The organism is Pseudomonas sp. D47, assembly GCF_045447305.1.
Classification (GTDB): domain Bacteria; phylum Pseudomonadota; class Gammaproteobacteria; order Pseudomonadales; family Pseudomonadaceae; genus Aquipseudomonas.
The window spans coordinates 1-14,576 of the sequence record NZ_JBJGXU010000041.1 but is presented as its reverse complement, the minus strand read 5'-3'; the positions used below and the strand labels follow the sequence as shown (position 1 = coordinate 14,576).

Genomic DNA, 14,576 nt, shown 5'->3' with positions numbered 1-14,576 from the left:
CCGCCATGCGTATTTTATGGATCCTGCCTTACTCGCCCTGGCCGGCCACCAGCGGCGGCAAGACGCGCCAGTTTCACCTGCTGCGCAGCCTCGCCGCGCGTGGGCATCGGATTACCTTGCTGCTGCATGACAAGCACCCGGTGTCGCTGACCGATCGCCAGGTGCTGGAAGCGTTCCTGGAGCAACTGATCATCCTGCCGCGCCGCCCGCTGCGCAGCTTGAAAACCCTGGTGGCCGGGCTGTTTGCGCCCTACCCGCTGCTGGCCAGCGTGAATGGCCTGTCGGGGGTGTTGCAGGACACCTTCAACCAATTGCTGAAGGAGCATTGGGACGTGGTGCAGATCGAGCACAGCTACACGTTCCAGCCGTACGAAGACGCCCTGGCGCGCACATCCCAGCCTTTCGTGCTGACCGAACACAACGTTGAATCGGCGCTGGGCGCGGCCACTTATGACCGCCTGCCACGCTGGGCGCTGCCGTTCATTCGCTACGATCAATGGCGCTATGTGCGCTGGGAACGCCGGGTGATGCGCCAAGCCACGCAGGTGGTGGCGGTCACCGACGGCGATGCGCAGGTGCTGGCAACGATCGCCGGTAAACCGGTGCCGGTGGTGGTCAATGGCGTGGACTGCGATCACTTCGCCGCCGCCCACCCCGACCCGTCGACGCGCCGCGTGTTGTTCCTCGGCAACTATGAATACGCGCCCAACGTGGACGCCATCGAGTGGGCCCTGGATGAAATCCTGCCCAAAGTCTGGGAGCGCTGCCCCGACGCGCGCATGAGCGTGTGCGGCTTCGGCATGCCCGGCAGTTGGCGTGAGCGGTGGAAAGACCCGCGCATCGAATGGCAAGGGTTTGTGCCGAACCTGTTGAACCTGCAATCGAGCTGTTCGGTGTTTCTGGCGCCGCTGCGCCATGGCGGCGGCTCCAAATTGAAAGTGCTCGAAGCGCTGGCCGCCGGGCTACCCTTAGCGAGTACCGAGCAAGGCGTGTCGGGCTTGGACCTGATCGAAGGCCTGGACTATCTGGGCGGGCAAACCGCCGACAGCCTGGCGGATGCCGTGGTGCGCCTGCTGCAATTTCCCGAGGCCGCCGCGCCCATGGGCGAAGCGGGCCGCGCCTATGTTCGCCGAGCTCATGACTGGAGTGTCGCCGCCAGCCAGCTTGAGCAGGTGTACGCGCGCCTTGCGCCGCTCAATCAAAAGGAGCCCGCATGCGCATAGGCCTGGATTACCGCACCGTCGGCACCTCTCCGCACTCGGGGATCAGCCGCCAGGTGTACGCGCTGGAAGCTGCCTTGCGTACCTTGCCGCAGGTTGAACTTGAGCGGTTTACCGTGGCGCCGCTGGGCGATGAAACCCGCTTGCAGGCGCACTGCCCGGCCTGGGATTGTGCGAAAACCGCAATGCATCAGCCGCAGAATCGCCTGCGTTTCGAGGCCGGTTTTTTGCCGCGTGCATTGCGTGAACAACAGATCGACCTGTACATCAGCACCTTCAATATGGGCCTGCCGCTGCCTCCCAAACCCAAGGGTTTGCGCACCGTGGTGCTGTTGCATGACCTGTTCCAGATCACCTTGAACAACTACCACGCCAACCGCTTGAAGGCGCTGATCTACAAGACCTGCGATCGGCTGTCGATTGCCTACGCGGTGCACAGCGCCGACCGCGTATGGACGCCTTCGCAGTACAGCTTTGAAGAAACCGCGCGGCTGTTTCCCAAGGCAGCAGGCAAGATTCGGGTGCTGCCCAATCAAGTGGACAGTTTTGTCGAACTGGCGGCCGACCTCACGCCGCGCAAGCTGCCCGAGCAGTTCTGGCTGCTGGTGGGCACCCGCGAACTGCGCAAGAACGTGCCATTTCTGGTCGACGCCTGGCAGCAAGCGCGGCGCCTGTCACCCGACGTGCCGGCCTTGGTGCTGGTGGGCAGCCTTGAGCATTTGCCCGAGGCGCAGCGCAACCTGCCGGGCATTCGCGCCCTCAGCGGTGTGACGGATGCCGAGCTGCACGCGCTGTACCGCCAGGCCTCGCGCCTGTGGCAGCCGTCGTATGCCGAAGGGTTCGGCTTGCCGGTGATTGAAGCCCTGAGCGTCGGCACGTCGGTGGCCGTCGCCAGTGGCACCTCGCTGGATGAAATCACTCCGCCTTCAGCGCCGCGCTTCTCGCCCACTGACGGTCCGGCGCTGATGCAGTTGATGCTCGACCTGGTGGCGCGCCCCGCGCAAGAGTCGCCTGAGCAATGCCGGCTGTGGGCGCAACGTTTCAACCATCAGGCTTATCGCCGACGCCTGGCCGAACTGATCGAGGAATTGAAATGAGAGTCTCCCTGGCAAGCCTCGTCGCGATCCTGTTCGGCCTGCTGTTCGGCGCCCTGGCCTTGCTGCTGTCACCGGCCAAGGCGTTCCTCGCGGTGATCGGCCTGGCCGCTGCCGTGACCATCCTGCGCTTCCCGCTCTGGGGCTTGTTGCTGTTTGCCGGGGTCGCGACGTTTATGCCGTATTCGACGCTCAACCTGGGCATCCGCAGTACGGTGAGCGAAGCCATCCTCGCGCTGACTTGGGGCGCGCTGCTGTGGCACAGCTTTCTGTCGCGACTGCCCGACACGCCGAGCCTGTCGCGCCGCCCCACCGACCAGATGCTGTTGTGGCTGATGCTGTTCAGCGTGTTCCCGTTTATCGTCGGCCAAGTCACCATCCACGCCGACAGCAGCGGCGTGGCCAACTGGCTGCGCTGGTTGCTGAACCTGTCGGGGGTGTTCCTGACCGCCAAGTTACTGGTGAACCAAAAGCAGCGCGAATCCCTGGTCATTGCCCTGCTGCTGGGCAGCCTCGCGATGCTGGTGCTGTCGATTGCGGTGTTTGTGCGCACCCGCTCGGGCGCCGGCATTGCGCCGATTCTGGCGCTGTTCAATTACGGCAACTTCGACATGTTGAAATTCGGCCTGGAGGCAATGGCATCACGCATGGGCTCGCCGTGGATGCACCCCAATGCCATCGGCGGGATCATGGCGCTGCTGCTGCCGTTGGCGTTCTGCTACGGCATGACCGAACAAGGTTGGAAACGCGCACTGGGCCTAAGCGTGGCCTGTCTGGGCGCCGCTGCGTTGCTATTGGCCAGTAGCCGTGGCGCGATGGTCAGCCTGGCCTTGGTGCTGATCTGGATGGCCACGCGCCGCGTGCCCTACACCGGGCGCCTGTTGATGATCGGCGCAGCACTGACGGTGGCGCTGGTGATGGCCTACCCGCCGCTGCAGGACCGCCTGGCGACGATTTTTTCGTCGGACAACGCCAGTACCGAAGTCCGTTTCGACGAATACCGCATGTTCCCGCAGGCCGTGGAGGCGTACCCGTTCGGCATCGGTTTCAAGGTCGACCCGCCGGTGCCAGGTACGCACTTTTTAGGGATCTCGAACTTGTGGCTGAACTACATCTACAAGATCGGCATTGTCGGCATGCTGCTGTTTGTCGCCGTCACCGTGCGCTGGTGGCGTGAAGCGCGCCCGGAGCCAGGCCCAATCCGCCTGACCAAGGACAACGCGTTGTGGCTGGGCAGCACCGCCGGGATTCTCTCGGCGCTGGTCAGCGGCTTGTTTGACCACTACTTCAGTTTTGCCGTGGTGATGGTGTCGCTGTTCTGGTTGATGGTGGGCCTGAATGTGCTGGAGGCACGGCGGCTGTTTCCGGCGCGACTGCCGCAGGCCAAGGCCGTGGCTCTTCGCAAGCCGATGCTTGACGGCGCAAGGCCTTAGCCGTGCTTGGCAGCGCCGTCTGGCTGACCCTGGCGACCTTATTGGGCCTGTGCCTGGGGTTCGCCCGCGAGTGGCTGCTGGTGGCGGCCTGGGGCGCGGGCGAGCGCAGCGATGCGTTCCTGATCGCGCTGTTTTTGCCTGAGGCGTTGCGTATGTCGCTGGCCGGTGGCGTGCTCAGCGCCGCCGCGCTGCCGTTGTACCTGCAACGCAAAGATGGCGAGCGCTTGGACTGGCTGGGCGTGCTGTTCCCGGCATTGATGCTGATTGCCTTGCTCACCAGCCTGTTGCTGACGCTGTTGGCGCCGTGGCTGGTGCAGTTGCTGGGCCCGGGGCTCGCGGCGAGTGCCACGGCGCTGGCCAGCGGCAACCTGCAGATCGTCGCGTGGTGTGTGCCGGGCTTGATGCTGCATGCGCTGTTCAGTATTCCGTTGCAGGCCCGCGAGCGGTTTGTGCTGGCGGGGCTGGGTTCGCTGCTGTTCAACCTGCCGCCGGTGACGTACCTCGCCGTGGCCGGCACCGCCACTCAACCCCATGGGTTGGCACTCGCTTGCCTGGCCGGCAGCCTGTTGATGCCCTTGGCGCTGCTGCCGTCGATCTGGCGTCAGGGCTGGCGGCCGTGGCGCTGGCAATTGAGTGCTGCGCCACTGCGCGAGCTGGGCCAGCGCATCGGGCCACTGTTGCTGAGCAATGGCGCCAGCCAAGGGCTGGCGTTGATCGAGCGGCTGGTGGCCTCGCTGCTCGGCGAAGGCGCGGTGACTTGGGTCAACCTCGCCCGCAAGCTGATGAACCTGCCGCTGATTGCGTTGATGAGCCTCAACCAGGTGCTGCTGGGCATGATGAGCCGACGCCAGGGCGATGAGCGCCTGGCCTTGCTCAAGCGCGGCCTGGAAACCGCCAGTGTGCTGACATTGCCGGCCGGGGTTGGGCTGGTCGCGGCGGCGCCGAGCCTGGTGGCGCTGCTGCTGCCCAAACAATCGGCGGACTCGCCACTGCCGCTGCTGCTGGCGTGGTTCGCCGTGCCGCTGGTGTTCGGCGCCTGGAACGCCTTACTCGCGCGCTATGCCTACGCCGCCGGCGATACGCGCCAGCCGCTGCGTTGCGAGTTGCTCGGCAGCCTGGTCAACGTGCTGTTGCTGGGCGCCCTGCCGTTTGCGTTTGGCTTGGCGGGTATCCCGCTGGCCGCGCTGGCGGGGGTGATCTGCACGGCATTGCTGCTGATGCAGCGTCAAAACCTGCTGGGCGCCCTGCCCTGGGCGCGGCAATGGTTACTCAGTGCGGCTGTCATGGGGTTGGCCGCGCTGGTGCTGTTTCGGATTCAAGGCGTATGGCTGCAACTGGGGCTCAGCACCCTGGCAGGCGTCGTGGTGGTGCTGGGCATGGGGCTGTGGCTGAAGCCGTGGCGCAAGGCGTGAATAATCGTTCGGGGGTGGTCAGGTGAAACATCGTTGGATACAGATGGATATTGCCAAAGGCATTGGCATCCTGATGATCGTGTATGGCCACAGTTGGTTCGTCGCCAACTCTCCGGAGCTGATCTATCCGGTCATCGCGTCGTTCATATTGCCGTTGTTCTTTTTCCTGTCCGGGGTGTTCTTCAAGCCCGAGCAACCGTTTGTGGAGATGGCGATACGCAAGGCCGACGGCCTGCTCAAGCCGTTTTTCTTCACGATGCTGGTGTATGTGATCGTACGCAGCCTATTGCGCGGGCAACCGCTGCTGCCGGATGTTGGCGGCGTGCTGTACGCCTCGGTGGACACCATTCCATGGCAGGCACTGTGGTTTCTGCCGCACTTTTGGGTAGCGATTCTGTTCAGTGGGTTGATGCTGCGGCTGATCCAGCGCCTGAAGCTGTCACTGGCGATGGGCTGCCTGCTGATGGTCGCGCAACTGTTGCTCGGCATCTGGGTGCTGCCGTGGTTCTGGCAAATTCCCGTGACCGTCGGTGAGCACACCTGGACGCTGCCCGGCCTGCCCTTCAGCCTCGAGATCACCCTGATCAGCAGTACCTACTTCGTGTACGGCTACCTGCTGCGCGATTGGCTGCGCCGCCATGAAGGCTCGCTGCTGACGCTGGTGATTTCAGTGGCACTGTTCGCCGCGGTGTTCCTCTACAGCCACGACACCATGGACCTGGCGCAGCGGCGCTACGACCACTGGTTGTGGACCAGCCTGCTGGCGGTAATCGGCGTGTACGCGTGCTGGGCACTGGCGCGGGTGCTGATGGTCTCGGCCGTGATCACGCGGGCGATGACCTACATCGGCCAGTCGACCCTGATCCTGTTGATCTTCCATGGGGAGATCCAGCACAAGACCGTCGACCTGATGGAGCGCCTGGGCCTGCACCCGTTGGTGTCGGCCTGCGTGGGCCTGGTGGTGGCGGTGGTGGTGCCGTTGCTGATCGGGGAAGTGATCAAGCGGGTGGCGTTCCTGCGGTTTTTCTACTTTCCGTTTCCGGTGCGCAAGGCCGCTAGAACTTCAGAGCAACGCTAACACGCCTGTGGGAGCGGGCTTGCCCGCGATAGCGGTGGATCATTCAAAGGTGTTTTGACTGACACTCCGTCATCGCGGGCAAGCCCGCTCCCACAAGGGTTATGTAGGTTCAATCATCGAGTTGCGCAGGGGCTGCCTTGCTGCCGGCCTTGGCAGGCTTGGCTGCTTTGGCGCCTTTGGCTGGCTCGGCGGCTGGCTCGGGTTCGGCTGGGGCGGCGAGTTCTTTTTCAGCCATGGGCATCTGGTCGATGGCGATGAAGAACTCTTTCAGGTCGAGGGTATCCGGTGGCACGGTTTTCTCGACTTTCTTCTCGCCGTCCTTGCCCACCAGAATCACTTTGGTGCCGCTGCCGGCGCCGAGTTTGAGGGCGCGGATCAGCGCGTTGGTTTCAGGCGGCGTGAGCTTTTTGTTGTCCTTCGCGTCCTTGGCGAATTTTTCGCCTTCAGCACCGATGCTGCCGAACTTCACGGTGTAGAACACCATGTTGCGCTCTTCAAAGGACTGCTTGTTGGCAGGCTCGTCCAGCTGTTTTTTGAGGGTCGCCAATGTGTCGTTGCCGGAATCAAGTTCCACCACCACCAGCGGACGGGACTTGCCCACGTCCTGCTTGAGCGGGTTGATATCATCCGCGGCCAACAGCGGCCCCGTAAAAGCCATCAAGGTAGCCAGGGTCAGCGACCGGATGAGCATGCGCACCTCCTTTGAATTCCATGCAAGTTCTTGAGTTTCATGTCTGCGACAGCCAAATTCAAGGATGATTCCTACACCTCGTTAAGAAGCGTAGGTCAGGAAGCCCGCTACGCAAGGGGTTGGACAGGTACAACGGTGATTGTTTCTTCTGATTGCAGAAACATTAGGAGACGCCCCATTCCGGCCAATGCCGAGCAAACACGGGCGCCACGAGGGGGTCGGCATCCACCTGCGCCAGCGTCTGGGCAAAGCCTGGCGCCAGGTCGTTTAACACATCCCGCGCCGCGTCCCAGCGCGACACCGCTGCGGCCATGATGCCCAGTGCATTCGGCACAGTATCCGGGGTAAACAACTGGTCGGCGAACTGCTGGGCGAACACCACCCAGGCGTGATGCAGATAGCGCCGCGTACCGGTGGTCAATTGCGTTTGCAGCGCTTCATCTGCGGTGCCCAGCCAGCGTTGCGGGTAGTCGATGATGCCGATGGCCGAGTAGCAGTTCGCGGCGATGTACACCAGGCCGCGCAGGATCTGCGCGCGGTTGCCGGCGAGTAGATGGGAGGCGGGGAACTCCAGGCCCAGGTGGATCAGGATCGCGGCGCTTTCGGTCAGCACCTGGCCATCGGGCGTGACCAGGGTGGGAATCTGTTTGAGCGGGTTGATGCGCGCCAGGTCTTCGCTGCCCTCGCCGTCCGCCCAGGAACTGGCGTCGATACGACGCCAGGGCACCGCGCAACGCTGTAGGGCGATTTCGATCATGCAAGAGCCGGATTCATCAATGCCGTAGAGCGTGTACATGGGCGTTTCTTCCTTATCGCAGCAGTTTGGCCTGCAAGTTGGCCTTCACCTGCGGCCATTCCGAATCGATGATGCTAAAGCGCACCGAGTTGCGCTTGCGCCCGTCGGGCATGATGCGTTCGTGGCGCACGATGCCTTCTTGTAAGGCGCCGAGGCGCAGGATCGCGGCGCGGGACTTTTCGTTGAGTTCGTCGGTGCTGAATTGCACGCGCACGCACTCCAATACTTCGAAGGCGTAGGTCAGCAGCAACAGTTTGGCTTCGGTGTTGACCGCGGTTTTTTGCGTGGATTGCGCCAAGAAAGTGTGGCCGATCTCAAGCTTGCGATTCACCCTGTCCACCTTCCAGAAGCGTGTACTGCCGACCACCTGGCCGCTGTCGCGACGTACCACAGCGAACGGGATCATGCTGCTGGCCTCACGGCCGATGAGCGCAATGTCGAGGTACTTGTCGACAGTCTCGGGGCCGGGCACGTTGGTGACGTTGAGGTTCCACAGCTCGCCGTCGGCGGCAGCCTCGACCAAGGCAGCCGCGTGTTCACGTTGCAGTGGCTGGAGTTCGACCGTGTTGCCGGTCAGGGTGATCTGAGTCATGAGAAGCTGCGCCGTCTGAGGGTGGTCATCATCAGGCCAAGAGTGCAGGCTCGTATCCCCTCCAGGCAAGCATTTTAGAACAGGCCCATTTGCCCGCCGACCAGGGTGGCGAAATCGTCGTTGACGAACGGCAAAATCGCATCCGCCACCGGCTGCAATTGCCGGGTGACGTAGTGGTCGTAGTCGATCGGCGCCTGCCGCACTTCCAGCGGTTCCGGGCCGTTGACCGTGATCACATAGCTGATCCAGCCACCGCGCTGGTACTGGCGCGGGCGCCCCAGGCGGTCGTTGTATTCATCGGCCAGGCGTGCGGCGCGCACATGCGGCGGCACGTTGCGTTCGTAGTCGTCCAATTGGCGGCGCAGGCGTTTGCGGTAGATCAGCAAGTCGTCGAGTTCGCCACTCAAGGTGCGGCGCACGTAGTCGCGAACGTAGTCCTGATGGGGCTGGCGATGGAAGATGCGCTGGTAGAGCTCCTGCTGGAATTGCCGGGCCAGGGGCGACCAGTCGCTGCGCACGGTTTCCAGGCCTTTGTAGATCATCTCTTCGCTGCCATCAGCGCGCACGACCAAGCCGGCGTAACGCTTTTTGCTGCCCTCCTCCGCACCGCGAATGGTCGGCATGAGAAAGCGGCTGAAGTGGGTTTCGTATTGCAGTTCCAGGGCGCTTTGCAGGCCGTATTCAGCTTGCAAATGCGCGCGCCACCAGTCGTTGACGTGCTGCACCAATTCCCGGCCGATGCGGCTGGCGTCATCCGCAGCATGCGCACTGCCGAGCCAGACGAAGGTGGAGTCGGTGTCGCCGTAGATCACCTCATACCCCTTGGCCTCCACCAGCTCGCGGGTCTGGCGCATGATCTGATGCCCGCGCATCGTGATCGAGGACGCCAGCCGGGTGTCGAAGAACCGGCAACCGCTGGAACCGAGCACGCCGTAGAAGGCGTTCATGATGATCTTCAGCGCCTGGGACAATGGCGCGTTGTGGTCACGCTTGGCGGCTTCGCGCCCTTCGGAAACGCGGGTGACGATGGACGGCAGGCAGTGCCGGGTACGCGAAAAGCGCGCGCCGCGAAAGCCTTCCACCGACTCGCTGTCATCGGGGTGCTTGAGGCCTTCGATCAGCCCCACCGGGTCGATCAGGAAGCTGCGAATGATAGACGGGTAAAGGCTTTTGTAGTCGAGCACCAGCACCGATTCATAGAGGCCGGGACGCGAGTCCATCACGAACCCGCCGGGGCTGGCCTGGGGCGGTTTGTCGCCCAGGTTCGGCGCGACGAAGCCCTGGCGGTGCATCAGCGGCATGTACAAATGGGTGAACGCCGCGACGGAACCGCCGTTGCGGTCGGCCGGCAGCCCGGTGACGCTGGCGCGCTCGAGCAGGAACTTGAGCAGCTCGGTTTTCTCGAAAATCCGCGTGACCAGCTCGCAGTCCTTGAGGTTGTAGCGCGCCAGGGCGGGCTTGTCCTCGGCGAACATGCGGTTGATTTCGTCCATGCGCTGGTACGGCGTGGAGATGTCCTTGCCTTCGCCGAGCAGGGTTTGCGCGACGTTTTCCAGGCTAAAGGACTCGAAGCTCCAAGTGGCCGAGCGCAGGGCTTCGATGCCGTCGATAATCAAGCGCCCCGCTGCAGACGCGAAGTAGTGATTGCGGCTGCCGTGTTCGCGCCAGGCCATGGCTTCACCGCCACGGCCCAGCAACAGCGGCACGTTGAGGCGCTGGGCATGCTCGTGGAGCACGCGCAGGTCGAACTGCACCACGTTCCAGCCGATGATCGCGTCGGGGTCATGGGTGGCCAGCCATTGGTTGAGGCGTTCGAGCAGTTGCGCGCGGGTGTCGCAGTAGTCGAGTTTGAAGTCCACCGCGCAGGTTTTGTTCGGCGGGCCGAGCATGTACACCTGGCGCTCGCCGCAGCCCTCGAGGGCGATGGAATACAGATCGCCCTGGGCGGTGGTCTCGATGTCCAGGGACACCAGCTTCAGCGGCGGGCGGTAGTCGGGCGCGGGTTTCATCTGCGCGTCGATCAGGCTGCCGTTGGCGTCTGGTGTGCCGCCGAACCACACCGGGGCGGTGATGAAGCGCTCCATCATGTAGCGCTCGGGCGGGCGCACGTCGCCTTCGTAGACATCCACACCGGCGGCACGCAGGCGTTTTTCCAGGTCCATCAACTGGCGGTGCTGGCGGGTGTAGAGGCCCAATACCGGGCGGTGATGGAAATCGCACAGCTGCAGCGGGCGCAGCTCGATATCGCGCTCGCCGTTGAGCAACCAACCCAGCGGCTTGCGATAGGCCTCGGGAATGAACATCACCGAGGTTTGCGCGGGTAAGCGCACGCACCGGGGGCCTTGGTCGGTCGCCAGCCAGAAACTGACCTCCGTACCTGCCGCCGTGTCGCGCCAATGCCGGGTCAGGACAAAACCCTGCTGTAAATCCACCGTACCGCACCTCAGGAATCGCTTTCAGGGCGTGATTCTACTCGGCATCCGGGCAAACGCGGCACGTTAACGCGCAGGGCGAACGCAATCTCACAAATTGGCTGAAGAACATTAATAACACTTACTATTATTCGCGCCGGAGTCGTCTGCGCGTTTGGATGTGCCGTTGCGCCGTTTCAGCACGGACATCAGCAGTGATGGGCGGGTTGGCGAACACCTCGACATCGGCGGCTAGCCACTACGCACCGAAATGGGGTTACACCAATATTGAAGACACGGTCGGCATGCTGCGCGCTGAATATGACCTAAGCGACCACTGGACGGCTTACCTCGCGGGCGGCGACAAACATGCCGATGAGGATGGCCGTTATTCGTCAGTGACGCTGACAGACAATCTGGGCAACGCCACGGTGACGGGCTCGCGTATTCACCACTTGGAAGACAACACCCGCTTGATGACCGGCTGAACGGTAGGTGCCGTCAGCCACACACTCAGTGTCGGGCTGACGGGGATCTGGACACAGGCGCGCAACCGGTCAAACGACTGAGCGTTTTGATAACGGGCAGCATCAAGATACCCGTTTGGGTCAGGCGCGACGGGCCTGGCCCAGATAGGTTTCGATGTTGCTCATTTGCTCATCCCAGCCACGGGAATTCTTCTTGAAGGCTTTCTGGCGTCGGGCTTCGGGCACGGCGTCAAAACCGGATTCAACCACCCGCAGCAGAATGCCTGGCGCGCGATCTTCGATGGTGAATTCCACCAGGGTTGGTGTTTCGCTGTCGTAGTCGACACCTTCTTCGACCGCGTAAGGGTGCCACCAGAACGAGAACAGGGTTTGTGGCAAGATGCGTTCGATCTTGGCCTTCCACACCACATGCTCGTAGCCTTTATAGGTGATCGGCGCTTCGATGGTTTGCCCGGGGGCAAAGGTTTTGCCTTCGAGGGCGATGCCGAACCAACTGCCGAATTGCTCGGCATCGGTGAGTGCTTCCCACACCTGTTTACGTGGAGCGTTGAGCAGGACTTTTCGTTCGATACGATCTAATACATGCATAAGTCACCTCCTCCATTGACAGTAGGCGACATTGACCAATGCGCAACCGTCGGTTCTGCGCGATGATGAGCCCATCCCAGATCAGGTAATACGAGTATGACTGACCCGTTGAATGGAAGTTGCTTCTGCGAGGCTGTGCGCTACCAAGTCGACAACCTGGACATGCCCATCAGCCATTGCCACTGCGACAGCTGCCGTAAGGTGCATGCCGCAGCATTTGTGGCCACGGCTGGGGTGATGCGCGAACATTTTCGCTGGACGCAGGGTGAGGCGCTGCTGTCATCGTTTGAGTCTTCGCCCGGCAAACTCCGGCATTTCTGCTCGCGTTGCGGCTCACATCTGATGGCGGAGCGAGGGCATCAGCCCCATGTGATTGTGCGGGTGGCGACGCTGGATAATGATCCGGGCGTACGGCCCACCGCGCACATCTGGACGGCCCATGATGTGCCCTGGCTTGCGTATGCAGGCGTAGAGCACTGGGACGAATGGAAGGCCTGATTTAAACGCGCGGGTCGCCCGGGGCTTTGGCCGGCGTGGCATATTTCGGCTTCAGGTGGCCGTCCTGGTCGAGTAGCCAGGCATCCATGATTTGCCGCACCACAGGGCCCGCTACCCGGCCTCCGGCCTCGCCGTTTTCGATCATCACCGAGATCACGATTGTCGGGTGCTCGGCCGGCGCGAAGCCAACGAACAAGGCGTTGTCGCGATGGCGCTCCAGGGTCTTGTTACGGTTGTAACGCTCACCCTGCTTGATCGCGACGACTTGCGCTGTACCACTCTTGCCGGCGATGCGGTATTGCGCGCCTGCTGCTGCGGCCCGCGCGATACCACGCGGGTCATGCATCACCAGCTGCATGCCATGGTTAACCTGCTCCCAATCACGCGGGTCCTTGAGGACCACGTTGGGCATCGGGTTCTCATCCACTGGCGGCACGCCATTGATGGTCTTGGCCAGGTGCGGTCGGTTCCACACGCCTTTGTTGGCAATCAAAGCGGTGGCCTGGGCTAACTGCAACGGTGTGACTTGCATGTAGCCCTGGCCGATGCCGAGGATCACGGTTTCGCCCGGGAACCACGGCTGGCGCCGTGTCGCGCGCTTCCAGGCCTGGGAAGGCATCAGGCCGGCTGACTCTTCGAACATGTCGAGGGAGACTTTCTGGCCGAGGCCGAATTCGGCCAGGTAGTCGTGCAGGCGGTCGATGCCCAGCTTGTGGGCCAGGTCGTAAAAATACGTGTCGTTGGAACGCATGATGGCGGCGTCCATGTCCACCCAGCCGTCGCCGCTGTGGTTCCAGTTACGGTATTTGTGGTCAAAATCGGGCAACTGGTAGTAACCGGGGTCGAACACGCGGGTTTGCGCGGTGACCACGCCACTGTCGAGGCCGGCGATAGCGACTTCCGGCTTGATCGTCGAACCGGGCGCGTAGAGCCCGCGCAGCACGCGGTTGAACAGCGGCCGGTCGATGGAATCATGCAGCGCGGCATATTCCTTGAAGCTGATGCCGGTGACGAACAGGTTCGGGTCAAAGCTCGGCTTGCTGACCATCGCCAGGACTTCGCCAGTTTGCGGGTCGAGGGCAACCACCGAACCGCGCCGATCGCCCAAGGCCTCTTCCGCGGCTTCCTGCAGTTTGACGTCCAGGCTCAGAACGATGTTTTTACCGGGGATCGGGTCGGTGTGCTTAAGCACCCGCAGCACTCGGCCTTGGGCGTTGGTCTCGACCTCTTCATAACCCACGTGGCCGTGCAGTTCGGACTCGTAGAAGCGCTCGATACCGGTTTTGCCGATGGACTGGGTACCGCGGTACTCCACGGAGTCGAGGGCTTTGGATTCTTTTTCGTTGATTCGGCCGACATAGCCGATTGAATGCGCAAAGTGCGCGCCCAACGGGTAATGGCGAACGAACTGCGGTTCAACGTCCACCCCGGGCAGGCGGAATTCGTTAACAGCCAATACGGCGATCTGTTCTTCGGTCAATTCGTAGAACAACGTGACGGGCACGAAAGGATGGCGCGCCTGTTTCAGCGCCTTGTCGAATACGGCGCGGTCTTCGGCGGGCAAGTGCAACAGATTGACGATGGCGTCCAGTTCACCCTTGAGGTCGGTGGTACGTTCGCGGGTGATCGTCAGGTTGTAGCTGGGACGGTTGTCGGCCAGCACCACGCCGTTACGGTCATAGATCAGCCCGCGGGTGGGCGTAATCGGCAGGACGTGGACCCGGTTGTTTTCGGAAATGGTCGAGTGATAGTCGTACTGCACCACTTGCAGGAAATACATGCGGCCCACCAGGGCACAGGTGATGCCGATGACCAACAGCGCACAGGCGAGCAGGCGCTTGTTGACCAGGCGGTTTTCTTTTTCGTGATCCTTGATCGGTATCGGTTCAGGCATTTCTACAGCATCTCGTTGAAGAAGGTCGACGCCGCGTCCTGCGAATGAAAGATCAATCCTTGTGAAAATGTGCTGCACCATACCAAAAATGCAGAAACACTTTGCATCGATTTCCCCAACGGCATGCTGTTTTGTCAGGCAAGGACCGATTTTGGCTGCTGAAAGGCCTCCAGATCGAAAGTGCCATACTCTCGGCAAGGGTATGGGCTCTTTACAGTCCCTAGGCCCGAGGAAAAAATGTGGGCCTGGAGACCGTAGGGTGTGTCGTTGGCGATGGCCCCAGCCCCAGCGCTTCCTCCCTAAGGGCTTAGGCGCTAGAGCGTGTCAGATACGCGCGTTAACATTGAGATTACTCGCGAGCATGACTTCTTTTACACTTTC

Annotated in this window: 12 protein-coding genes and 1 pseudogene; 7 read left to right on the top strand and 6 right to left on the bottom strand. The window is 62.2% G+C overall.

The window, feature by feature from the left end:
- Positions 1–5: 5 nt before the first annotated feature.
- The 5 genes from ACI77I_RS22480 to ACI77I_RS22460 are packed head-to-tail and all read left to right on the top strand — an operon-like array spanning position 6 to position 6,237.
- Complete coding sequence (locus ACI77I_RS22480; RefSeq protein WP_406998459.1) at positions 6–1,223, top strand: glycosyltransferase family 4 protein; 1,218 nt, start codon at positions 6–8, stop codon at positions 1,221–1,223.
- The gene (locus tag ACI77I_RS22475; RefSeq protein ID WP_406998458.1) at positions 1,214–2,317 is read left to right on the top strand and encodes a glycosyltransferase family 4 protein; all 1,104 of its coding nucleotides are present in this window, start codon (positions 1,214–1,216) and stop codon (positions 2,315–2,317) included. The genes ACI77I_RS22480 and ACI77I_RS22475 overlap by 10 nt, the downstream gene beginning before the upstream one ends.
- Positions 2,314–3,747: an O-antigen ligase family protein gene (locus ACI77I_RS22470; protein ID WP_406998457.1), complete on the top strand. Its 1,434-nt coding sequence runs from the start codon at positions 2,314–2,316 to the stop codon at positions 3,745–3,747. The genes ACI77I_RS22475 and ACI77I_RS22470 overlap by 4 nt, the downstream gene beginning before the upstream one ends.
- 2 nt (positions 3,748–3,749) lie before the next feature.
- Positions 3,750–5,159, top strand: a complete 1,410-nt coding sequence (gene murJ, locus ACI77I_RS22465) for a murein biosynthesis integral membrane protein MurJ (RefSeq protein WP_406998456.1) — start codon at positions 3,750–3,752, stop codon at positions 5,157–5,159.
- A gap of 43 nt (positions 5,160–5,202) precedes the next feature.
- Positions 5,203–6,237, top strand: a complete 1,035-nt coding sequence (locus ACI77I_RS22460) for an acyltransferase family protein (RefSeq protein ID WP_406998455.1) — start codon at positions 5,203–5,205, stop codon at positions 6,235–6,237.
- 109 nt (positions 6,238–6,346) lie between these two features.
- Here the strand turns inward: ACI77I_RS22460 and ACI77I_RS22455 are convergent, their stop codons facing one another.
- The 4 genes from ACI77I_RS22455 to ACI77I_RS22440 all read right to left on the bottom strand — a co-directional run bounded on the left by ACI77I_RS22455 (position 6,347) and on the right by ACI77I_RS22440 (position 10,748).
- Entirely contained in the window at positions 6,347–6,928 is a 582-nt protein-coding gene (locus ACI77I_RS22455; protein WP_406998454.1) for a DUF4174 domain-containing protein, read from the bottom strand.
- A 163-nt stretch (positions 6,929–7,091) separates the two neighbouring features.
- Complete coding sequence (locus ACI77I_RS22450; RefSeq protein WP_094951193.1) at positions 7,092–7,724, bottom strand: glutathione S-transferase N-terminal domain-containing protein; 633 nt, start codon at positions 7,722–7,724, stop codon at positions 7,092–7,094.
- A 13-nt stretch (positions 7,725–7,737) separates the two neighbouring features.
- Positions 7,738–8,316 carry a GNAT family N-acetyltransferase gene (locus ACI77I_RS22445; RefSeq protein WP_406998453.1) on the bottom strand — a complete coding sequence of 193 codons (579 nt, stop codon included), beginning with the start codon at positions 8,314–8,316 and terminating at the stop codon, positions 7,738–7,740.
- Positions 8,317–8,390: 74 nt separating this feature from the next.
- Entirely contained in the window at positions 8,391–10,748 is a 2,358-nt protein-coding gene (locus ACI77I_RS22440) for a DNA polymerase II (RefSeq protein ID WP_094951191.1), read from the bottom strand.
- A gap of 157 nt (positions 10,749–10,905) precedes the next feature.
- Here ACI77I_RS22440 and ACI77I_RS22435 point away from each other — a divergent pair.
- A pseudogene (locus ACI77I_RS22435) lies at positions 10,906–11,281 on the top strand (hypothetical protein); the annotation flags it as partial.
- A gap of 54 nt (positions 11,282–11,335) precedes the next feature.
- Here the strand turns inward: ACI77I_RS22435 and ACI77I_RS22430 are convergent.
- A complete protein-coding gene (locus ACI77I_RS22430) occupies positions 11,336–11,803 on the bottom strand; it encodes an SRPBCC family protein (RefSeq protein WP_263274827.1) in 468 nt (155 codons plus the stop codon).
- Positions 11,804–11,899: 96 nt separating this feature from the next.
- On the opposite strand from ACI77I_RS22430, the gene ACI77I_RS22425 reads away from it, so the two are divergent.
- Positions 11,900–12,301, top strand: coding sequence for a GFA family protein (locus tag ACI77I_RS22425; protein WP_094951189.1), 402 nt, complete (start codon positions 11,900–11,902; stop codon positions 12,299–12,301).
- A 1-nt stretch (position 12,302) separates the two neighbouring features.
- Here ACI77I_RS22425 and mrdA read toward each other — a convergent pair whose 3' ends face one another.
- On the bottom strand, positions 12,303–14,195 hold the full coding sequence (mrdA, locus tag ACI77I_RS22420; RefSeq protein ID WP_406998452.1) for a penicillin-binding protein 2: 1,893 nt from the start codon (positions 14,193–14,195) through the stop codon (positions 12,303–12,305).
- Between the last annotated feature and the right edge of the window lie 381 nt (positions 14,196–14,576).

Excerpts from the sequence above, each read along its gene's own strand:
- ACI77I_RS22480 (WP_406998459.1), top strand. The coding sequence starts at position 6 with ATGCGTATTTTATGGATCCTGCCTTACTCGCCCTGGCCGGCCACCAGC.
- ACI77I_RS22475 (WP_406998458.1), top strand. The coding sequence starts at position 1,214 with ATGCGCATAGGCCTGGATTACCGCACCGTCGGCACCTCTCCGCACTCG.
- ACI77I_RS22470 (WP_406998457.1), top strand. The coding sequence starts at position 2,314 with ATGAGAGTCTCCCTGGCAAGCCTCGTCGCGATCCTGTTCGGCCTGCTG.
- ACI77I_RS22460 (WP_406998455.1), top strand. The coding sequence starts at position 5,203 with ATGGATATTGCCAAAGGCATTGGCATCCTGATGATCGTGTATGGCCAC.
- ACI77I_RS22455 (WP_406998454.1), bottom strand. The coding sequence starts at position 6,928 with ATGCTCATCCGGTCGCTGACCCTGGCTACCTTGATGGCTTTTACGGGG.
- ACI77I_RS22450 (WP_094951193.1), bottom strand. The coding sequence starts at position 7,724 with ATGTACACGCTCTACGGCATTGATGAATCCGGCTCTTGCATGATCGAA.
- ACI77I_RS22445 (WP_406998453.1), bottom strand. The coding sequence starts at position 8,316 with ATGACTCAGATCACCCTGACCGGCAACACGGTCGAACTCCAGCCACTG.
- ACI77I_RS22430 (WP_263274827.1), bottom strand. The coding sequence starts at position 11,803 with ATGCATGTATTAGATCGTATCGAACGAAAAGTCCTGCTCAACGCTCCA.
- ACI77I_RS22425 (WP_094951189.1), top strand. The coding sequence starts at position 11,900 with ATGACTGACCCGTTGAATGGAAGTTGCTTCTGCGAGGCTGTGCGCTAC.
- mrdA (WP_406998452.1), bottom strand. The coding sequence starts at position 14,195 with ATGCCTGAACCGATACCGATCAAGGATCACGAAAAAGAAAACCGCCTG.